At 73.7% G+C, this 20159-nt stretch carries 18 protein-coding genes and 6 tRNA genes; 9 read left to right on the top strand and 15 right to left on the bottom strand.

All coding sequences use genetic code 11. From position 1 onward, the window contains the following. Positions 1–44: 44 nt before the first annotated feature. A tRNA-Val gene (locus JW592_RS27240) sits at positions 45–116 on the bottom strand. 46 nt (positions 117–162) lie between these two features. Next, positions 163–519, bottom strand: a complete 357-nt coding sequence (locus tag JW592_RS27235) for a TIGR02611 family protein (RefSeq protein ID WP_229376948.1) — start codon at positions 517–519, stop codon at positions 163–165. A 200-nt stretch (positions 520–719) separates the two neighbouring features. Here JW592_RS27235 and JW592_RS27230 point away from each other — a divergent pair, with 200 nt between their 5' ends. Together JW592_RS27230 and JW592_RS27225 are read left to right on the top strand one after the other, a co-directional pair. Next, positions 720–1133, top strand: coding sequence for an SsgA family sporulation/cell division regulator (locus JW592_RS27230; protein ID WP_026005227.1), 414 nt, complete (start codon positions 720–722; stop codon positions 1131–1133). 248 nt (positions 1134–1381) lie between these two features. Further along, entirely contained in the window at positions 1382–1954 is a 573-nt protein-coding gene (locus JW592_RS27225) for a CGNR zinc finger domain-containing protein (RefSeq protein WP_209267893.1), read from the top strand. A 10-nt stretch (positions 1955–1964) separates the two neighbouring features. Here JW592_RS27225 and JW592_RS27220 read toward each other — a convergent pair whose 3' ends face one another. Beyond that, the gene (locus JW592_RS27220) at positions 1965–2126 is read right to left on the bottom strand and encodes a hypothetical protein (protein WP_209267892.1); all 162 of its coding nucleotides are present in this window, start codon (positions 2124–2126) and stop codon (positions 1965–1967) included. A 141-nt stretch (positions 2127–2267) separates the two neighbouring features. Next, positions 2268–2792: a hypothetical protein gene (locus JW592_RS27215; RefSeq protein ID WP_209267891.1), complete on the bottom strand. Its 525-nt coding sequence runs from the start codon at positions 2790–2792 to the stop codon at positions 2268–2270. A 103-nt stretch (positions 2793–2895) separates the two neighbouring features. Here JW592_RS27215 and JW592_RS27210 point away from each other — a divergent pair, with 103 nt between their 5' ends. After that, positions 2896–3447 (top strand): DsbA family protein, encoded by a 552-nt coding sequence (locus JW592_RS27210; protein WP_209267890.1) that lies wholly within the window; start codon positions 2896–2898, stop codon positions 3445–3447. Between the two features lie 52 nt (positions 3448–3499). Here the strand turns inward: JW592_RS27210 and JW592_RS27205 are convergent, their stop codons facing one another. From JW592_RS27205 to JW592_RS27195, 3 genes are all read right to left on the bottom strand, one after another. Further along, a complete protein-coding gene (locus JW592_RS27205; RefSeq protein WP_209267889.1) occupies positions 3500–4372 on the bottom strand; it encodes a GNAT family N-acetyltransferase in 873 nt (290 codons plus the stop codon). A gap of 62 nt (positions 4373–4434) precedes the next feature. Next, the gene (locus tag JW592_RS27200) at positions 4435–5256 is read right to left on the bottom strand and encodes an aminotransferase class IV (protein WP_209267888.1); all 822 of its coding nucleotides are present in this window, start codon (positions 5254–5256) and stop codon (positions 4435–4437) included. A gap of 3 nt (positions 5257–5259) precedes the next feature. Further along, positions 5260–6405, bottom strand: coding sequence for a chorismate-binding protein (locus JW592_RS27195; protein ID WP_209267887.1), 1146 nt, complete (start codon positions 6403–6405; stop codon positions 5260–5262). A 167-nt stretch (positions 6406–6572) separates the two neighbouring features. Between JW592_RS27195 and JW592_RS27190 the strand changes: the two genes are divergently transcribed. The 5 genes from JW592_RS27190 (at position 6573) to JW592_RS27170 (ending at position 6999) form a co-directional block, all read left to right on the top strand. Beyond that, a tRNA-Gly gene (locus JW592_RS27190) sits at positions 6573–6645 on the top strand. Positions 6646–6677: 32 nt separating this feature from the next. Continuing rightward, positions 6678–6751, top strand: a tRNA-Cys gene (locus JW592_RS27185). Position 6752: 1 nt separating this feature from the next. Further along, positions 6753–6827 (top strand) — tRNA-Val (locus JW592_RS27180). Positions 6828–6851: 24 nt separating this feature from the next. Then, positions 6852–6923 (top strand) — tRNA-Val (locus JW592_RS27175). 1 nt (position 6924) lies between these two features. Then, positions 6925–6999 (top strand) — tRNA-Val (locus tag JW592_RS27170). Positions 7000–7041: 42 nt separating this feature from the next. Here the strand turns inward: JW592_RS27170 and JW592_RS27165 are convergent. The 3 genes from JW592_RS27165 to JW592_RS27155 form a co-directional block, all read right to left on the bottom strand. Beyond that, on the bottom strand, positions 7042–7338 hold the full coding sequence (locus JW592_RS27165) for a TFIIB-type zinc ribbon-containing protein (RefSeq protein WP_209267942.1): 297 nt from the start codon (positions 7336–7338) through the stop codon (positions 7042–7044). Positions 7339–7377: 39 nt separating this feature from the next. After that, complete coding sequence (locus tag JW592_RS27160; RefSeq protein ID WP_372446583.1) at positions 7378–8400, bottom strand: phosphotransferase family protein; 1023 nt, start codon at positions 8398–8400, stop codon at positions 7378–7380. A gap of 209 nt (positions 8401–8609) precedes the next feature. Then, the gene (locus JW592_RS27155) at positions 8610–8819 is read right to left on the bottom strand and encodes a hypothetical protein (protein ID WP_209267886.1); all 210 of its coding nucleotides are present in this window, start codon (positions 8817–8819) and stop codon (positions 8610–8612) included. A gap of 636 nt (positions 8820–9455) precedes the next feature. On the opposite strand from JW592_RS27155, the gene JW592_RS27150 reads away from it, so the two are divergent. Beyond that, positions 9456–10898: a serine/threonine protein kinase gene (locus JW592_RS27150; protein WP_209267885.1), complete on the top strand. Its 1443-nt coding sequence runs from the start codon at positions 9456–9458 to the stop codon at positions 10896–10898. A 46-nt stretch (positions 10899–10944) separates the two neighbouring features. Here the strand turns inward: JW592_RS27150 and JW592_RS27145 are convergent, their stop codons facing one another. The 5 genes from JW592_RS27145 to JW592_RS27125 all read right to left on the bottom strand — a co-directional run bounded on the left by JW592_RS27145 (position 10945) and on the right by JW592_RS27125 (position 20032). Continuing rightward, on the bottom strand, positions 10945–11775 hold the full coding sequence (locus JW592_RS27145) for a TrmH family RNA methyltransferase (protein ID WP_209267884.1): 831 nt from the start codon (positions 11773–11775) through the stop codon (positions 10945–10947). A 169-nt stretch (positions 11776–11944) separates the two neighbouring features. Further along, positions 11945–13189 carry a uroporphyrinogen-III C-methyltransferase gene (cobA, locus tag JW592_RS27140; RefSeq protein WP_209267883.1) on the bottom strand — a complete coding sequence of 415 codons (1245 nt, stop codon included), beginning with the start codon at positions 13187–13189 and terminating at the stop codon, positions 11945–11947. A 300-nt stretch (positions 13190–13489) separates the two neighbouring features. Next, positions 13490–17725, bottom strand: a complete 4236-nt coding sequence (cobT, locus tag JW592_RS27135) for a nicotinate-nucleotide--dimethylbenzimidazole phosphoribosyltransferase (protein WP_209267882.1) — start codon at positions 17723–17725, stop codon at positions 13490–13492. A 278-nt stretch (positions 17726–18003) separates the two neighbouring features. Then, the gene (gene cbiE, locus JW592_RS27130) at positions 18004–19245 is read right to left on the bottom strand and encodes a precorrin-6y C5,15-methyltransferase (decarboxylating) subunit CbiE (RefSeq protein WP_209267940.1); all 1242 of its coding nucleotides are present in this window, start codon (positions 19243–19245) and stop codon (positions 18004–18006) included. 100 nt (positions 19246–19345) lie between these two features. Next, on the bottom strand, positions 19346–20032 hold the full coding sequence (locus tag JW592_RS27125; RefSeq protein WP_209267881.1) for a GNAT family N-acetyltransferase: 687 nt from the start codon (positions 20030–20032) through the stop codon (positions 19346–19348). Positions 20033–20159: the final 127 nt, after the last annotated feature.

Genomic DNA, 20159 nt, shown 5'->3' with positions numbered 1-20159 from the left:
CCGGGGCCCGGAAGCTGGTCGCTTCCGGGCCCCGGTGCGCAGTGTGGGCGATACTGGGTTCGAACCAGTGACCTCTTCGGTGTGAACGAAGCGCTCTCCCACTGAGCTAATCGCCCGCTGGCGCGCACAACATTACCGCATGTCAGCGGGTGCTCATGACCATCAGCGGGACCGCTGTCCGGCGCGCTGGGCGATCTTGCGCTCCTTGCGTGCCGCCCGGCGCTCCTTCATCCACTGGGTGCCTTCCCGGTACTTGCGCTTGGTCCACCGCAGGACGTGCTGTGCCCAGACGAACTCGGTCGCCCACACGGCCATCCCACCGAAGATCACCAGCCAGCCCGGGCCCGGCAGGGGCAGCATGATCACGCCACCGGTCACGATCGCCAGGCCGACGATGAAGATCCCGACCCGCCAGCTCATGTGCAGTGGCCGGGAGGCCCGCACGAACTTCGGCGCACGGGAGCCGAGAGGCTTCTCCTCCCGGATATCACACGGCATCGCGTCACTCTCCGCAGTCATGAGGGACAAGGTACCCGACGCCTTCCGGTCGGACCGGTTTCACTGGAATGGCCGCACTCCTCAAACCTACAAGAGCCGTACGAAGGATTCGATTCCGTACAAATCGGTCAGAGGGGTTTACAACCGGCGCGTAGGTGGCATGTCGATTTCGCCGACGTGCGAATCCCCGAGCGCACACTGAGCGAAAGGCCCTGGCGCTTATGAACACAACGGTGAGCTGTGAGCTGCACCTGCGCCTCGTTGTTTCGAGCGAGTCCTCACTGCCTGTACCAGCGGGCCTGCGGTACGACACGGCGGACCCCTACGCCGTGCACGCCACTTTCCACACCGGTGCCGAGGAGACCGTGGAGTGGGTCTTCGCCCGCGATCTCCTGGCCGAGGGCCTGCACAGGCCCACAGGCACCGGGGACGTCCGAGTCTGGCCGTCCCGCAGCCACGGCCAGTCCGTGGCATGCATCGCCCTCAGCTCCCCGGAGGGCGAGGCCCTGCTCGAGGCCCCGGCGCGGGCACTGGAATCCTTCCTCAAGCGGACCGACGCGGCCGTGCCGCCCGGTACCGAGCACCGCCACTTCGACCTCGACACCGAGCTCTCGCACATCCTCGCCGAGAGCTGAGACCGCCGGTCACCGCGGCCGTCCGACTCGGGGCGACGGCCGACGGTCCCGGCAGCCGTGTGCCACGGCACCACTTCGTGTAACGGCACACTGCGACGCCGCCGCCGCGTGACTCCACGTGGCGGCGGCGTCGCTGCGTTCGGCCACCGATCCGTCACCGTCCGGAAACGACCGGCCCCCGATCGGCGGGCAGCGACTAGGCTTCCGCATCAGGCCGGAGATGTTCCCGGACACGGCAGGAGCGGCCCGTGCAGATCAACCACGACACCCGGTGTGCGCTCGACCAGGCGGTCGAGCTGCTCAACACCATGGCGGACGGCGACACCCCCGACACGCTGGTGTCCGTGGCGGATCTGCGTGCCTACGTCCAGCAGAACGACGTCAGCGGCGTCGGCGACCTCACCGAGGACGACCTGCGGGCCGTACGCGAGGTACGGGACCGCTTCGCTCAGGTGTTCGCGGCGGAGGACTCGCGCACGGCCGCCGGGCTGATCAACGCGCTGGTCGCGGAGGCCGGAACGACACCGCAGCTCACCGACCACGACGGCTACGACTGGCACGTCCACTACTTCGCCCCGGACGCCTCCCTCGCCCAGCATCTGGCGGCCGACTGCGGCATGGCGCTGGCGTTCGTCCTCGTCTCCGGGGAGCGAGACCGGCTGCGTCGCTGTTCGGCACCGGACTGCCGGCGCGCTTTCATCGACCTGTCCCGCAACCGCTCCCGGCGCTACTGCGACAGCCGCACCTGCGGCAACCGCCTCCATGTGGCCGCCTACCGCGCACGCCGCCGGGAGTCGGCCGAGGCCGGCTCCAGCAGCTGAGGCGGAGCGTTCACAGCAGCAGCAGGTCGTGTGCCCCGGCCGCGCCGAGCAGTACCGCGATCACGGCGAGGAACAGCATCAGCGGCGGCTGGGAGAGTGCGTAGAGGCATCCCTTGGGCTCGGAGGGCGGCAGCTCGTCGAGCTCGATCGTGGAGTTCGGCGTCGTGTCCATCTCGCCGCGATCATGTCGCAGCCCCCGCAACCCCGCCCGACCGCGCACCCCCATTACCGGTGGTTTCCCGGTAAAAGTCCCCTATTGTCCCGACCCGTCTGCTAGGGGGGCCGACGTGCCCCTCAGGGCACGGGGAGAGCGTCAGATCCCGTGCTTCTTGAGGATCGCTTCGATGTCGGAGAAGTCCTCACCGGGGTCGGCGGACTTGCCCTTGCCGGGCTTGGCCTTCTCCGTCGTGGCCTTCTGCGTCTTGGACTTCTCGGTCCTGGCCTTCTCGGTCCTGGGCTTCGGCTGGGTCGCTGGCGGTGAGGCGGCTCCGAGCGCGGGGGCAGCAGCGGCGGGTTCCGCGGCTCGGCTCCCACGGGCGGGCCGCGCCGCGGTACGCGCGGCTGCGGCGCGGCCGATGATCCACAGCACGACGGCGCAGGCCAGCACGGCGAAACCGCCCCACACGGTGGGCTTGAGCACCAGGTCGGCCGCCCAGCTCCCGAACGCCCTGCCGATCTTGCCGCCGAGGCCGACCAGCCCCGACATCGCCAGCCCGACCGGCACCAGCGCGACGGCGGCGATACGCGTCGCGGCGGCGAAGCGGCGGCGCCACGCCGTCAGAAAGGCGACGGCCAGGCCCGCGGCGGAGAGCGCGGCGCAGACGGTGGTGGTGAGCATGTCTCCATCGTCGCACCGGCCGGGCGGTGACCGCCACGGTCGGGCACGGGGATCAGGGACATCTCGGGGTAGGTACCCTCCGGGGGGCTGAGAGACTGTGACCATGGACAACTCCACCGACTCCGGCACCACCCTCCCCCAGCCTTCGACCGGGGGGTACCCCCACGCCCGCGCCTCCCTCGACGTGTGGTGCGACCTCCAGTGCCCGGACTGCCACCGGGCCCAGGCCGATCTGCGGGCCCTGCGCGAGCGGTACGGCGACGCGCTGGAGATCCGGCTGCGGCACTTCCCGCTGGAGAAGAACAAGCACGCCTACGCCGCGGCACAGGCATTCGAGGAGGCGTACGAGCAGGGCAAGGGCGAGGAGTACGCCGGGGCGGTGCTGGAGCGCACCAAGGAGCTGTCCGAGCAGGGCGAGGAACTGCTGGCCCAGGTGGCGGGCGAGCTGGGCCTGGATGCCGAGGAGGTCTCCTCGGCGCTGATCGACGGCCGGCATCTGCTGGTGGTGGACGCCGATCAGGCCGAGGGCAAGGCGCTCGGGGTGACGGGCACGCCGACGTACGTCATCGACGGGCAGCGGCTGGACGGCGGCAAGAGCCAGGAAGGGCTGCGGGAGCGCATCGAGGAGATCGCCGACCGGCTGCTCGGCCGCTGACCCGGCGGCCGGACGACCACAGCGGCCCGTTGAGTTGGCGGCTACAGCGCGGCTACAGCAGCGTCTTGACGTAGCAGCCCTCCACCGGGCGGAAGCCCAGCGAGGTGTAGAGCCGCCGCGCTGCCGTGTTCCCGGCGAAGACGTTGAGCCCGAGCCGCCGGGCCTCCACGTCCAGACAGACCTGCTCGGCAGCCAGCATCAGCGAGCGCCCATGGCCCTCCCCGCGCCGCTCGGGCGCCACGTTGATGTCGTACACCCAGGCGTCCACGTCGGTGCGGGGCAGCCCGGTGAAGCCCAGCCAGACGGACCCGACGTCGGTGCCGTCGCAGGTGAGGACCCGGAGCGCGGCGCCCGGTGAGGCGGCGCCGTCCGGCAGTTGGGTACGCCGGACTGCCGTCGACCTGGCCGCAGCCTGTCGGGGGGTGAAGCCGCGGGCGACCAGGCCCTCGCTGAAGGTGGCGGCTCCCGCCTCCCACCAGGCGTCGAACTCGCCCTCCGGCAACGGCCGGACGGTGCTGCCGGGCGGCAGTCGGGGCCGCTCGTCGAGCTGCTTGACCATGTGGCGGCTGTGCTCGGTGTAGCCCAGCACGCCCAGCAGGCGCACGCCCGCGGATATCGCCTCTGCGGCACCGTCGGTGTCTTCCCCGAGGCCGTCGAGCCGGACGTTCGCCTCCACCTGGGTGCAGCCCCAGCCCCGCAGCGCCTCCTCGGCGGCCAGCGCGGCGACGGTTCCGCGCCCCCGGCGCCGTTCGCCCTCCTCGATGAACAGCCGCTCGAGCCGTCCCAGCGCCGGACCGTCGCCGGGCGGGCCCAGGAGGGTGACGGAACCCACCGGGCGGGAATTGACGCATACCTCGTACGCGCGCGAGCGTCTGCCCTCGGCGGTGCGGCTCTCGGGACCGGCGGGGCGAAGAGTGGTCGTCACAGTCCGGTTCTACCCGGCGGGTGTGGCCGCCACCACCGGTTCACGGATCGACATCCGCCGCTTCACGGGTCGACGTCGGCCGCCGAACGCTCGTCGAAGACACGCATCGCCTTGGCGGTCACCGGTCCCGGTGCGCCGGGCAGGGTGCGTCCATCCAGCCGCGCCACGGCCTGGACGTCGCGCAGGCTGGAGGTCACGAAGATCTCCTCGGCGCGCTCCAGCGCCTCCATCGGCAGCTCGGTCTCACGGGCCCCCGTCCATTCGAGGACCAGGGCCCGGGTGATGCCAGCCAGGCAGCCGGAGGACAGCGGCGGTGTGTGCAGCTCGCCGTCGAGGACGACGAAGACATTGGTGCCGGTGCCCTCGCACAGCAGACCGTGGGTGTTGGGGAAGAGGGCCTCGGTGGCGGCCTGTTGGCGGGCGCGGGCGAGGGCGACGACGTTCTCCGCGTACGAGGTGGTCTTCAGCCCGGCGATGGCGCCGCGCTCGTTGCGGGTCCAGGGGACGGTGACGACGGAGGTGGTGTCCGGCCTGCGGGTCGCCTCGCCCACGGCGACGACCAGGGTGGGCGTCGCCTCACCGCGGTCGGAGCCGAGCGGCGAGAGACCGCCGGTATAGGTGATCCGCAGCCTGCCGTACGGCATGGGGTTCGCGGCGACGACGGCCTCGCAGGCCCGCCGTACCTCGTCCAGGTCGGGCTCGGGAAGGCCGAGGCCGCGCGCCGAGGAGGTGAGCCGGTGCAGGTGGCGGGTGAGCGCGAACGGGGTGCCGTTCGTGGTCTTGACGGTCTCGAAGACGCCGTCGCCGACCGTCAGCCCGTGGTCGAGCACGGAGACGTTCGCGCTGTGCGCGTCCCGCAGTCCGCCGTCAAGCCAGATCTTCACTGTTCACCTCAGGGAGCCTCGAGGAGCCGCTGTGTCACGGTCGTCGTACTCCCCCGACGCTACCGCGAGCAGCCGGGAAGCCTTCAGCTCGGTCTCCCGCCACTCCTGCTCCGGGTCGGAGTCCCAGATGATGCCCGCGCCGGCGCCGAAGCGCAGCAGCGGGCGCGGGTGGTCGCGCTCGATCCAGAAGGTGCGGATGCCGACGGCGAGCTCGCCCACGCCCCGGTCGGCGTCGACCCAGCCGATGCCCCCGGTGTACGGGCCGCGCGGCACCGTCTCCAGCTCGTCGATCAGCCGCAGGGCGCTGGATTTGGGTGCCCCGGTGATCGAGCCCGGCGGGAAGGTGCCCTCCAGCAGCCTGGCCCACACCCCGGAGCCGGGGTCCACAGAACCGGGACCCGCACTCCCGGGGTCCTCGGCCCCTGCGACGGCGGGCCCGGCGGTGTCCGGCAACTCACCGCGGACCGTGGAGACCAGGTGGACCAGCCCCCGGTAGGGCTCCGCCGCGCACAGCTGGGGGACGGTGATGGAGCCGGGCACACAGACCCGGCCCAGGTCGTTGCGGACCAGGTCGGTGATCATCACGTTCTCGGCGCGTTCCTTCTCGCCCAGGTCCGCCTCGCGGCGGCCGGTGCCCTTGATGGGGCCGGACTCGACGGCGCTTCCCGCGCGGCGCAGATACAGCTCGGGGGAGGCGGTGGCTATCTCCACCCCGTGCGCGGGCAGGCGTACGGTGCCCGCGTAGGCCGCCGGGGTGCCGAGGGCGAGCCGGGCCGTGAGCTGGTCGATGTCGGCGGCCTCGGGAGAGGGGTCGGGCAGCGGAGCCGACAGGACCCGGCAGAGGTTGACCTGGTAGACGTCGCCCGTGCCGATGGCCGCACGGATGCGCCGTACGCCCTCGGTGTAGGCGGCCCGGTCCAGGGAGCTGACCCAGTCGTCGGCGGCGGGGCCGCGCCAGCGGCCGGGCACCGGGGTGGGCAGGGGGGCGGGGCGCACGTCGCCGAAGCGGGCGCAGCACAGCCCGCCCTCGTAGTCGGCGACGACGGCCCACCAGCCCGAGGAGTCGAGGGCCTCGGGGTCGCTGGTCACGTCGCGGAGGTCGGTGGCAAGGCGGCCGCCCAGCCGGGCGAGCGGGGTCAGATCGGACACGGTTTCGAGTCTATGGGGCCGGTGAACGGGCGCCCCTCGGACCGCTGGGCGGCCACGCTGCGGAAACGGAATTTGAGCTGGCCCGGGAATCCGCTAAAGTTCAACACGTCGCCGAGGCGCGGAAGCGCTCCGGGGACGGCCTCCCGGGCGCGGCCCGGACAGGCGCTGCGGACGTGGCTCAGCTGGTAGAGCATCACCTTGCCAAGGTGAGGGTCGCGAGTTCGAATCTCGTCGTCCGCTCGACGTGGGGGACCTCCCGGACCCCCGCACCTGGTGGAGTGGCCGAGAGGCGAGGCAACGGCCTGCAAAGCCGTCTACACGGGTTCAAATCCCGTCTCCACCTCCAAGGACGATTAGCTCAGCGGGAGAGCGCTTCCCTGACACGGAAGAGGTCACTGGTTCAATCCCAGTATCGTCCACCAGGTCCGGTCACCACCGGACCTCCCGCGCGGTTAGCTCAGCGGGAGAGCGCTTCCCTGACACGGAAGAGGTCACTGGTTCAATCCCAGTACCGCGCACGGACGATTAGCTCAGCGGGAGAGCGCTTCCCTGACACGGAAGAGGTCACTGGTTCAATCCCAGTATCGTCCACCAGCGTGAAGAGGGCCCCGGCGGATTCGCCGGGGCCCTCTTCGCTCAGGAGGAGAAGAGCATCCGCCCGAAGCCGCGGTGACCATGGTGACCGTGACCGTGGCCGTGTTTGCCGTGGCCGTGTGAGCCGTGGTGCGCGGCGCCCCAGGCGGGACCGGACGGGTAGGTCTGCGGACCCGGCGGGGGCGGCGGTGCGGCCTGCGCCCACTGGGCCTCCAGCCTGGTGAGGGCCTCCAGCTCGCCGTAGTCGAGGAAGATTCCCCGGCAGCTGTCGCACTGCTCGATCTGCACGCCGTTGCGGTTGTACGTGCGCATCGGCGCACCGCACTTGGGACACTGCATCATTCGTCGGCTTCCTCTCGCTACCGGGTTGGACCCAGCCTACGGCCCCTGCCGCGCGGGGAGTTCGGCCCGTGCGAAGAGAGCCGCGATCCGGGCGCACGCGGCCACGCACGCCTCCTCCGCCTCGTCCAGCTGCCGTTCCTCGGTGCGGGCCTTGGCGACGCCGAGCGCCGCCCCCTGCACCGTCAACGCACGGGCGGGCGCGTCGAGATACGGCCACGGGTGCGGACCGGCGAGCCCTGCCGGGTTGCCGCGTGGGCGGGTCGGGCCGGCTGCGGCCGCCCGGACCGTATGGGCGTAGGCGCCGAGGAAGCGTTCCCAGTCGGCGGGCGCCAGGAGTCCGGCCGCGTACCAGGCGGCCGGGCGCGCCAGGTCCCACGCCGGGTCGCCGAGGCCCAGGTCGTCGACGTCGATGAGGTGCCAGGGGCCGTCGGGCGGCGGATACCGGACGAGCTGGCCGAGGTGGAAGTCGCCGTGGCACAGGGTGCGGGCCTCCGGGGCCGGCTCCTCGTTCCGGCACCACGGTGGCAGCACGGCCCAGGCGCGCTCGACGACCTCGGCCGCACCGGCGTGCGCGCCCCGCGGAGCGCTCCGCATCCGCGCCAGTGCGCGGGCCGCCTTGGCGGGGCCGCGCATCGGCGGCAGCGGGCCGGGGAGTTGGCCGGCGGCGGGCAGCGGCGCGATGTGCAGCCGGGCCAGCAGCTCGCCCGCCGCCTCCCAGGGGGCGGCTGCCGCGTCGGCGGGGTCCACGGGGGCTCCGTAGGGCCAGACGCTGCCGACGCGGCCGCCCGGCAGCGGAACCGTCCGGCCGCCCGAGACAGGTGGCAGCAGAATCCCCCGGTATCCGGCTGCTGCCGCGACCCGGACCCGGACGCGCAGCGGGCCCGCTTCCGCGTCGGGTGCGTGCGCCTTGGCCACCCGGTCGCCGGCCCGCACGACGGTGGCGTCGGCGCGCTCGGCGATCACCTCACCCGGGCCCCCGTGGCCCCCGGGGGCCCCGGCGAGCCCGCCGAGTGCCCGGTGCAGCGCCGTATGGCGGGCGGGGGTACCGGGGAGGGCCACGAGATCTCCAAGTGTCGACGACCACAACGTACGGCGAGCGTCTGTCCGGCCGTACAGCTCCCTGGGCGGGTGGCAGGCCGTGAATACGCGAGGGCCCGGGCAGCTCCCCAGCTACCCGGGCCTCGTGCCGTCCGCCGCACCCCCGTCCCCACGGGGCTGTTGAAGCCGGAAGTCCCCGACCCGGTCCGCTCCACCGGGCCTGGGATCGCTCAGGACCCCAGCATTCCGGCCACGGACGACGCCTGTGTCAGCACCATCCGGCCCCAGCCCGTGACAAGGCCGAGGAGGAGGGCGAGCGGCAGCACCATGGCGGCTGCCACCAGCGGATGGCGACGGCCGCCGGGACGGGTGCCGAAGTCGGCGAGTGCCGCGAGCCTTCCCTTCCCCGTGGGCGTGGGACGCCCAGCCGTGTGTGCCATGTCCGCTCCTGATCGTTGTCTGGGGCGGCGGACGTCTGACCTCGGGGGACGAGTGCTGCGTCCGCCGCTTGACCACAACATTAGGCAAGCGCGTACTCAGTGGCGTCATGCGCGCGTACCGAGTCAGGGGCCTCCGGAAGGATGACGTGGCGCGGGGGCTCCTACTCCCCAGGGTGGAGGCATCGTCAGCTTTGCCGGGGTCTTCCCCCAGGGGACGGGACAGCCGGGCCGCCCGGCCGCCAGAGGGGGTGAGTTCGCTCACTCCCCCCGCCGGGTCCCAGCCCGGGTCCGGCGTCCGCGTGCGCTCCCGGACGTGCGGGCACGGGGGTACTCCGCCGTAGCCGACGCGGCTTCGACTCCGTATCCGTCACACCGTCAAACGCCGCACGACGCCGTCCGTTTGACGCGGTCCGGCCGGGGGCGCACGGGCGCACGGGGTCGGCGCGCCCCGGGGAATTCCCGTCCTGCGCCGGGCTCTGACATTCCGTCTGGCGCCGCGTGCGCGGCCTATCGTCGCCTTGCCACGGCAGTCCGTAAGCTGTGGTGGTCAGACGGACCGGTCAGCGGTGGGCTGCTCCCCCACCGGGCGCCGGAGGTGGGGCACTCGCCCACCGGACACCGGAGGTAGGAACGGACATGGCGATGATGCGGCTCCGGCGCGAGGACCCGCGAGTCGTCGGCTCGTTCAGGCTCCACCGGCGCCTGGGAGCCGGCGGCATGGGCGTGGTCTACCTCGGTTCCGACCGGCGCGGACAGCGGGTCGCGCTCAAGGTGATCCGGCCCGACCTCGCCGAGGACCAGGAGTTCCGCTCCCGCTTCGCCCGCGAGGTGTCGGCCGCACGGCGCATCCGGGGCGGCTGCACGGCCCGCCTGGTGGCAGCCGACCTGGAGGCCGAGCGCCCCTGGTTCGCCACCCAGTACGTGCCGGGGCCCTCGCTGCACGACAAGGTGAACGAGTCGGGCCCGCTGCCGGCCGCGCAGGTCGCCTCGATCGGCGCCGCGCTCGCCGAGGGCCTGGTGGCGGTGCACGAGGCGGGCGTCGTGCACCGCGATCTGAAGCCGTCGAACATCCTGCTGTCCCCCAAGGGACCGCGCATCATCGACTTCGGCATCGCCTGGGCGACGGGCGCCAGCACCCTGACGCACGTGGGTACCGCCGTCGGCTCCCCCGGCTTCCTGGCGCCCGAGCAGGTACGGGGCGCGGCCGTCACCCCGGCCACCGACGTCTTCGCGCTGGGCGCCACGCTGGCGTACGCGGCCACGGCCGACTCGCCGTTCGGGCAGGGCAGTTCCGAGGTGATGCTCTACCGGGTGGTGCACGAGGAGCCGCACCTGGACGCCGTGCACGCCGCGCTGGCCCCGCTGATCCACGCCTGCCTCGTCAAGTCGCCGGAGGACCGACCCAGCACCCTGCAGCTCTCGCTGCGGCTCAAGGAGATCGCCGCGCGCGAGGCCCGGGGACTGACCGAAGGGGAGGCCACGCTGGGGGACTGGCCCCGCGCCGGTGCTCGGCCGACAGCCGGGGGGCCGGTGTCCGGCAGGTCGGCGCCCGGCAGGCCGGTGCCCGGCAGACGGCACGAGTCGGCCCCCGGGGAGCGGCACCCGCACGACCACGCGCAGCAGCACACCCAGCGGGACGGCCTCGGCCGGGAACGCGAACGGGCAGCCAGCGCGCCCCGCGCCTCCACTCCGCGCGCCCCGCGGCCGACCGCTCCCGGCACCTCGCGCGCCGGGCGCCCCGCACGGGACGCCGGGCATACGACCGGCAACGGCAGCCGCAGGACCGGGGAGCGCCCCGCCCGCCGTCCCACGAACCCGCCGCACCCACGCGGTGGCGAGCGGACGGGCAGCGGCAGGCCGGCCACCGGCGCCCGGCGCCCCGCCACCCGCAGCGGCCGTCCGGGCGGGCTCAGCCCCGCGGCGCGCAAGCGACGGCTCCTGCGGCAGCGCCTCATCGTCTTTGTGACGGTGACGCTGCTGGTCGCCCTCGGTATCGCGGCGGCCCAGGGCTGCGAGGGCCCCACCCGGGGCCTGGGCAGCGTCTCCTCGGAGCAGGGACCGCACAGGCAGGTGCGGTAGCGGGCGCGGACAGGTGCCGTGGCAGCTGTGTCCGGTCCGGGTGCGGTCAGCGGGTCACCGCGTAGAAGGCGACGGCCGCAGCGGCGCCCACGTTGAGGGAGTCGACGCCGTGGGCCATCGGGATACGGACCCACTCGTCGGCGGCGCGCAGTGCGCGGGTGCTCAGACCGTCGCCCTCGGCGCCGAGCATCAGCGCCGTGCGGCCCTGACCGCCGGTGGCGACGGTGTCGAGGGGAACGGCCTTCTCGTCCGGGGTGAGGGCGAGCAGCGGGAACCCGGCGTCGCGTACCGTCTCCAGCCCCTGCGGCCAGTTCTCCAGCCGGGCGTACGGAACGGCGAAGACGGCGCCCATCGAGACCTTGACCGAGCGGCGGTAGAGCGGGTCGGCGCAGTCGGGCGAGAGCAGTACCGCGTCCATGCCCAGCGCGGCGGCGCTGCGGAAGATGGCACCGATGTTGGTGTGGTCGTTCACCGACTCCATGATCACCACTCGGCGGGCCGCGGCCAGCAGCTCCTCCGGCGCGGGGAGGGGCTTGCGCTGCATGGACGCGAGGGCTCCGCGGTGCACGTGGTAGCCGGTCACGCGCTCGGCGAGCTCCGGGCTGACGGCGTAGACGGGCGCGGGCACCTCGTCGATGACGTCGCGCATGACGTCGATCCACTTGGCGGACAGCAGCATCGACCGCATCCGGTACCCGGCGTGCCGGGCACGGCGGATCACCTTCTCGCCCTCGGCGATGAACAGCCCCTCGGCCGGCTCGCGCTTACGGCGCAGCTCGACGTCGGTCAGGCCGGTGTAGTCGCTCAGCCGGGGGTCGTCGGGATCATCGACGGTGACGAGCCCTGCGGATGCGCCGCCAGAGAATGGTGTAACCACAGGCCGATACTGCCCTCTCCCGCTCAAAGTTCCAATGCGTTCGTTACTGTCGCGTAGAGGGGCGCCTCACCAGGGGCGCGGGGACTGCTCCCCCGAGCTCTTCGAGCAGGGGCTACCCCCACCAGCCACAACCAACCCGCAGACCGCGACGGCCCAAGGGGGCAGCCCCCTACCGGGACTGGCGCAGCGACACCACGTCGCCGATCACGATGACAGCCGGAGGCCGCACCCCCTCGGCGGCGGCACGCTCCGCAGCCGTCGCCAGCGTGGCGTCGACACGGCGCTCCGTCGCCATCGTGCCCTCCTGAATGATGGCCACAGGCGTGTCGCCCGCGCGGCCGTGCTCACACAGCGCGGCCGCGATCGCTGCGAGGTTCTCCACGGCCATCAGCAGCACCAGGGTGCCGCGCAGCCGCGCGAGCGCCGGCCAGTCCACCAGCGACCGCGGGTCGTCGGGGGCGACATGGCCGCTGACGACAGTGAACTCGTGCGCGACGCCCCGGTGGGTGACCGGGATACCGACCGCGCCGGGCACGCTGATCGAACTGGAGATGCCCGGGACGACGGTCACCTGGACGCCCTCGGCCGCGAGTTGTTCGGCCTCCTCCATGCCCCGGCCGAAGACGAAGGGGTCGCCGCCCTTGAGGCGTACGACGGACCGCCCGGCCTTGGCGTGCTCGACGAGAACGGCGTTGATGGCCTCCTGTGCCATCGCGCGCCCGTAGGGGATCTTGGCCGCGTCGATGATCTCGACGTGCGGCGGAAGCTCGTCCAGCAGGTCGCGGGGCCCGAGCCGGTCGGCGACCACCACGTCGGCCTGTGCCAGCAGCCGACGGCCCCGCACCGTGATCAGGTCCGGGTCACCGGGCCCGCCACCGACGAGGGCCACGCCCGCAGTGCGGGGGCCGCGCTGCTCCCCGACGAGCGTGCCGTCCCCGAGGCCGGAGACGATGGCGTCCCTGATCGCGGCCGCACGGCGTGGATCGCGGCCGCCCGCGCCATGTACACCGCTGGTGAGGACGGCCACGGTGACTCCGTCGCTGCGCCCGGTCGCCGGGGTCCAGGCGGTGCCCTCGTCCGCGTCGTCGGTGCGTACGCACCACACGCGGCGGGCCTCCGCCTCGGCGACGATGGCGGCGTTGACGTCCGGGTCGTCGGTGGCCGCCAGCGCGTACCACGCCTCGGCCAGGTCGCCGTCCCGCCAGGTGCGGCGCTCCCAGGTGACCTCGCCGCCGGTCACCATCGCCTCGACCGAGGGCGTGACCTGGGGCGCGATGACCGTGACGTCCGCGCCCGCCGCCAGCAGCGCCGGGAGGCGGCGCTGTGCCACGGTGCCGCCGCCGACCATCACGACGCGACGCCCGGCCAGGCGGAGTCCTACGGGGTAGGCGGGAGTGGCGGAGGTTTCCGACATCTGGGACGGCATCCTTCTCGGGAGGGCGGGCCGGTTCGCATACCGAGCCGACGACGATGCCGCTGCGGCGATGGAGCGGCCGGGGGACGGTGGGGACAGCCTATGCCGGACCGGCCGGACGGTGCTGTCTCGCAGGTCACGGGCGGAACGGGCACGGGCACAGGCGACGGGCACAGGCGACGGGCACGGGCACGGGCACGGGCACAGGCGACGGGCATGGGCCGGCGTGGGCAGCCGGGGGCGCCCCCGGCACCCGGTACGGGTGCGGTGCCGGGGACTCCGCCGGGTCGGCGCTTCGCGTCAGCCCTTCTCGGTGACGCCTGCCGCGTCGAACGTGGCGACCTCGTGCATCGCGCGGGCCGCGCTCTGCACCATGGGAAGGGCCAGCAGCGCGCCCGTGCCCTCGCCCAGCCGCAGGTCGAGGTCGACCAGCGGCCGCAGCCCCAGCTTGGTGAGTGCCGCGACATGACCCGGCTCCGCGCTGCGGTGCCCCGCGATGCACGCGGCCAGCGCCTCGGGCGCCACGGCACGCGCCACCAGCGCGGCGGCTCCGGCGCTGACGCCGTCCAGGATGACGGGCGTACGCAGCGAGGCGCCGCCGAGGATCAGTCCGACCATCGCGGCGTGCTCGAGACCGCCGAAGGCGGAGAGCATGCCCAGTGGGTCGGCCGGATCGGGCTGGTGCAGCTCCAGCGCCCGGCGGACGACCTCGACCTTGCGGGCGTGCGTCTCGTCGTTGATTCCGGTCCCGCGGCCGGTGACCTCGGCCGGATCGGCGCCCGTGCAGGCGGCGATCAGTGCGGCGGACGCCGTGGTGTTCGCGATACCCATCTCGCCGGTGAGGAGAGCCTTGTTGCCCGCCGCGACGAGATCGCGGGCGGTCTCGATGCCCACCTCCAGGGCCCGCTCGACCTCCTGCTGGGTCAGCGCGGGACCCGCGGTCATGTCCGCAGTCCCCGGACGGACCTTACGGGGCAGCAGGCCGGGCGTGGCGGGCAGTTCCGCTGCCACTCCCACGTCCACGACACACACCTCGGCGCCCACCTGGTTGGCGAACGCGTTGCAGACGGCCCCGCCGTCCAGGAAGTTGGCCACCATCTGGGAGGTGACCTCCTGGGGCCAGGGCGTGACGCCCTGCGCGTGCACCCCGTGGTCCCCAGCGAAGATGGCGACGGCGGCCGGCTCGGGCACCGGAGGCGGGCACTTGCGCGAGAGGCCGCACAGCTGCGCCGAGATGATCTCCAGCATGCCCAGCGCCCCGGCCGGCTTGGTCATCCGCTTCTGCCGCTCCCACGCCTCGCCGAGCGCCTTCGCGTCCAGCGGGCGGATGGTGCCCAGCGTCTCGGCGAGCATACCGGTCGGCTCTGCGCCGGGCAGGGCACGGCGCCCGTACGACTCCTCGTGGACGACCCACGACAGCGGTCGCCGCTTCGACCAGCCCGCCTGCATCAGCTCGGGCTCGTCCGGGAACTCGTCGACGTAGCCGACGCACAGATAGGCCACGACCTCCAGGTGCTCGGGCAGTTCCAGGGTGCGCACCAGCTCCCGCTCGTCGAAGAAGCTGACCCAGCCCACGCCGAGGCCCTCGGCCCGCGCCGCGAGCCACAGGTTCTCCACCGCCAGCGCCGAGGAGTACGGCGCCATCTGCGGCTGTGTCTGGCGGCCGAGGGTGTGCCGGCCGCCGCGCGTCGGGTCGGCCGTGACGACGATGTTGACCGGGGTGTCGAGGATGGCCTCGATCTTCATTTCCTTGAACTGCTTGGCCCGGCCCTTGGGCAGCGACTTGGCGTACGCCTGCCGCTGCCGCTCGGCCAGCTCGTGCATGGTCCGCCGGGTCTCCTCGGAGCGGATGACCACGAAATCCCACGGTTGCGAGTGGCCGACGCTGGGCGCCGTGTGCGCCGCCTCCAGCACGCGGAGCAGCACCTCGTGCGGGATCGGGTCCGGCCGGAAGCCGTTACGGATGTCCCGCCGCTCCCGCATCAACCGGTGCACGGCCTCCCGCTCCGCCTCCGCGTACCCCGGCGCGGGCTCCCCTTCGGGAGCAGCCTCGGCAGCGACGGCCCCGCCCTCGGCCACGGCCTCGCCGGGCCCGGTGACGGGGGGTTCGGTGGCGGGGGCTTCGGTGGCGGGCGCTTCGGTGACGGGGGCTTCGGTGACCGGGGGCTCGGTTGCGGGGGCCGCAGTCGTGGAGGCTTCTGCGGTGGGAGCCTGCTCCTCGGAGGCGGCGGCAACGGAGGCCGCTGCCGCTTCGGCGTTCGGTGCGGCTCCGGCGTCGACGGCCTCGGTCCCACTCTGCTCGGCGCCGGGCGCTTCCCCGGTGGAGGCGTCGGCGACGGGTGCTTCGGCCGTGGAGGCTTGCTCGTCGGGGGCGTCGGCGGCAGCCGCCGCCTCGGGCGCCTCGGCCTCGGCGGGCTCTGCGGGCTCGGCAGCGGGTACCTCGCCAACGGGCGCCTCGCCGCCAACGGCTTCGGCACCGGCTGCGTCCCCGCCGGGTGCCACCTGCACGTCACCCGGCTCCGCCGCAGGGGCTTCGGCACCGGCTGCTTCGGTCCCGACGGGCTCCGCGGCGGGTGCCGCCTCGGCGCTGGGCGCTTCGGCGCTGGGCGCTTCGGCGTGGGCGGGCTCAGCGGGAGCGGGCTCGCCCGGAGCGGGCTCGCCGGTGGACACCTCCGCCTCGGGGACGTCACCTGCCGGCGCCTCGCCGCTGTCGCCCTCCGCATCACCGGACTCGGCGTTCACGGCTTCGGCGTCCCCGGCGTCCGTCCTCTCGGCCTCGGCGTTCCCCGCCTCGGGGGCGGCCTCGGCGGGGGTTTCACCGCCGGTCTCCCCGCTCCGGTCCGCTTCCGCCTCCGTGACGGCGACGGGTTCTGCGCCGTCGGGTGCCGGGGCCGTGGCCTCGGCCGACTGGGGCTGGGGCTGGGACTGGGGCTCGGACGCGGTGCCCGGGGAGGCTGGGGCTGTTGCCTGTTCGGGGATCGCGGCGCTGTCCGGGCGTGCGCCGTCCTGCTCCTCGTCGCCCTGGTCCATCGGCGATGCCACCGAGGCCGTGGACGCGGTGGCGTCCTGCTGGGGCTGGGACTCGCCGCCCTGGGCGGGAACCGTCGGCACTCCGCCGGGCTGCGCCTCCTGACGGGGGCCGGGCACCGTCTCGTTGGCGGCGGAGCCCTCCTGAGCGGCGGCCGCAGCTTCGGCTTGACCGCCCTCGGCCGGAGCTGCCTCGGGGGCCGCGCCGGGCGTTCCAGCGGTCTCCACGGGAGCGGTCTCCTCGGGTGCGGTCTCCTCGGGTGCGGTGTGCTCGGGTGCGGTGTGCTCGGGTGCGGTGTGCTCGGACGCCTGGGCCTGCTGGGTGGCCCAGCCGTCCTGTTGGGGCGGAAGCTGGCCGAGCTGGGGGCCCGGCAGCGGCTCCTCGACGACCGGTTGGGGAGCCGACTGCGTGGCTTCCGGCTGGGGCTGGGGCTGCGCCTCCGGCTGCGGCGGCAGCGGTTCGGCCGGTGCAGGCTGGGGACCGGCGGGCTGTACGGCTTCCGGCGCCGGCACGTTCTGCGGGTCCATGACAGCGGGAGCTGTCGGCTGCTGGCCGGGCGCTTCAGCGGCCTCCTGCGCCGCCGTCGCCTGCTGGGACTGTTCCTCGGGAATCCGTCCGTCGGCGGGCGCGGCGGGCTGCGGCGCGGCGGCACCCACGGGCCCGTTCGGCGCGGCCTGTACGGGAGCGCCCTGTACGGGTGCGGCCTGTACGGGTGCGGCCTGCGGCGCGACGGGCGCCGCGGGTGCGGCGGCCCGTTCGGAAAGGGGACGTACGGTGCCCGACTGTTCGGGCACCGGCGGGCCCAGGTGCAGTGGACGCCGTGGCCCCTGACCGGGCGCGCCGGGCGCCGAGGCGGGTACCCCGGACGGCTGTTGGGGCGTGGGAGCCGCACTCATGTCGTGGGAGCCGGCCTCGCCACTGTCGGCCTCGCGCGGTCCCGGCGCGTCAGCGGGCGCGGGGCCCGCCTCCGGCTGAGGCGCGGAGGCGGGTGCGGGGGCGCCCTCCGGCTGCGGGGCGGACGCGGGCGCCGCGTCGGGCTGCGGCTGTTCCGGCTGGGCGGCCTGCGCGGTGGCCTGCGCAGCGCCTGATGTGCCCTGCGCGGTCTGGACGGCCTGCGCCTCCTGGACGTACGCGGCGTCGTGCACGTACGCCGCGTCCTGCGGTTGATATCCGTGCTGCGCGTACCCGTTGACGGCGTGCTCCCCGCCCTGCACGGGGCCGCCCTCTTGCGCGTACGGCGCCTCGGGGGTCAACTGGCCCTCCTGCGGGAGCTGCTGGCCGGCGACCGGCTGCGGCCGGCCCTGCGCGTCGTACGCGTACGGGGTCTCCGGCTGAGGCTGGGCCTGAGGCTGAGGCATCGGCCGGCCGGGCGCCGGCGCCGGCTGCTCGTTCCAGGCTCCCTGTGCCGAGGGCATCAGCAGGTCCTCTTCCTCGTGCGGTTCGTGGTGAACCTGCCCGCCTGCGTTCTCCGGCAGCCCCTCTCCCGGGATCTGGCCGGTGTCAGTCATGCGATCCCCTCGCCCATCGCTAGTGCTCCTTCCAACCCGGCGGACGGACCGCCGCGCCCCGCAGATGAAGAACGAGCACGCGCTCTGTGCGGCACGTGCCTCCGCCTACACCATTCGGACAATGACGGACGAAGCGTCAACCCCGAACAGTGGCACAACAGTCCACCAGCCTACCGGTCCAACCAGGGCCCACCGGCCACGGGTGGGAGAGAATGCGCACTTCGCCGGGGTTCGTCACGCACGACGTCACACCGGCGTCACACCGGCGCCGAAGAGGCTCAGGCCCGGACGGCGGACAGCAGGAAGACGACGGAGCGTTCGGTCTCCGTCCACTCCGCGGTCTCCAGCTCCACCGACTGGAGCAGGGCGCACTCGACGGTGTATCCCCGCTCCCCTAGCGCCCTTCCGACCGCCTCCGCCTCATCTCTGGTGGTGGCGTGGGTGACGATGCGCGCGGGGCGGCGGTCGGCGACCGCGGTGACGGTGACCGCTCCCCCGCCTCCCACCCGCACCACGTCGGGCTCGGGCAGATCCTCCAGGATGTGCGGCGCCAGGCCGTGCACGGTCTCCAGCTGGACGCCGAACCGCCGCGCTGCCGCGTAGATACGGGCGCAGGCGTCCGCGTCGCTGTCGACGGCGATGACGGCGGCGCCGAAGCGCGCGGCTTCCACCGCGAGGGCCCCGCTGCCCGCACCGATGTCCCAGACCAGGTCGCCGACGCGCGGTCCCAGCCAGGCGAGTTGAGCCGCGCGCAGCTGCGCCGACTCGCTGTCGCGCGGCGCGCCGCCGCCCCCTTCCTGTGCTCCCGTGTACTCGACCGTCGGCAGCGCCCAGCCGCGCACGGCGGGCGGGTAGCCGACCTCGTGGCCGGCGAGCCAGCCGCTGCCCTGGGTGGCGCCGGTGTCGGCACCGGCTCCGGCGCCGCCGACGACGATGACCACGTTGGGGTCCCGCCAGGTGTGGTCGGCGACCTTGTCGGAGGTGAGGACGGTGACCTGCTCGCGCTCGGTGCCCAGTGCCTCGCAGATGACGAAGGTACGGTGCACTCCGGTCAGCAGCAGGGCGAGTTCGGCGGGCCCGGCGCCGGGCGAGGTGAGCACGGCGACCTTGTTGTGCGCGCGGCAGACGTTGACAGCACGGCGCAGGGTGCGGCTGCTGGCGACCACGAGCTGGGCGTCGTCCCAGGGCATTCCGGCGCGTGCGAAGGCCGCGGCGACCGAGGAGACCGCGGGCACGACCTCGACCTCCAGGCCGTGCTCGGGGGCGCGGAGGGTGCGTACGACGCCGAAGAAGCCGGGGTCTCCGTCGGCGAGGACGACGGCCGTGCCGCGGTGGCGCGCGATCCGGCGCGCCGCGAGGGAGGTGCTGCCGAGCCGGATGCGCTCGGCGCGCGGCGGGACCTCGGGCAGGGCGAGGTGGTGCGCGGCTCCGGCGACGAGGGTGGCCGCTGCGAGTGCCGAGCGGGCGGCGTCGGTCAGCGGCGAACCGTCCCACCCGATCACGGTGACGCGGTCGGCCATGGCGGGTGTCTCCTGGCTGTCTGTGCTCATCGCAGGTCGGGGCCCACTGAGGGTACCCCCTGCGGCGGCGGACAGCTCCGGCGCCCGGCGCGCGGGGCGGTCAGTGCCGCTGGGGCCAGCCGGGGTAGGGCACGTAGCCGCCCGCCTCAGCGGACTGGTCGAAGGTGCCCTCGAAGGCTCCGTCGAGATCCTCGGGGAGCAGACTCCAGACGATGAGGTCGGTGCGGATGTCCGCCCAGCCGCCGCCGGAATCCGGCCTGGACGAGTCCCAGTTCTCGGTGCGGCTGCGCGCTATCCAGGCGTTGCGCAGCACTCCCTCACTGATGCAGCCGAGCTTCTGTGCGACCTGCTGGGCGGCGGTGTTGTCGGCGGCCGTGCGGATCTCCAGGCGTTCGAACTTCTGGTCCTGGAAGAGCCATTGCGCGACGGCCGCCAGCGACTCGGAGGCGTAGCCCTCGCCACGGGCCCAGGAGGCGGTGGCGTAGGAGGCGTGCGCGGAGAGCACCCGCCAGTCGGTGTCGCGCAGTTCGACCAGGCCCACGAGGCGCTCGGTGAGCAGTTCGGTGACGGCGAAGACGATGCCGTCGCCCGAGGTGCGCCGGGCGGGGGCGCCGCGGGTGATGAAGGTGCGGGCCTCCGCCTCGGTGTAGGGCACCGGCGCCGCCATCCAGGCGGTGATCTGGTCGTCGGCCATCATCGCGGTGAGCGCTGGGACGTCCGCTTCCTCGAACGGGCGCAGCACGAGCCGGTCCGTGCTGATCGAGATGTCCGGGAAGGTCGAGGTCATGCGCCGCTCCTACACGTCGGGGTGCACAGCATGCAGCATCGGCACCGGGATGTGCAGCGCCGGGCCCCTTCGGCGGATGGGGCCCGGCGCTGATCAGAGACTTGTCGACACGGGGACTTTCCCCGGC

Source organism: Streptomyces spirodelae, from assembly GCF_017676385.1.
Taxonomy (GTDB): Bacteria; Actinomycetota; Actinomycetes; order Streptomycetales; family Streptomycetaceae; genus Streptomyces; species Streptomyces spirodelae.
The sequence above is the reverse complement of the archived record's forward strand: the minus strand, read 5'-3'. Positions and strand labels throughout refer to the sequence as shown.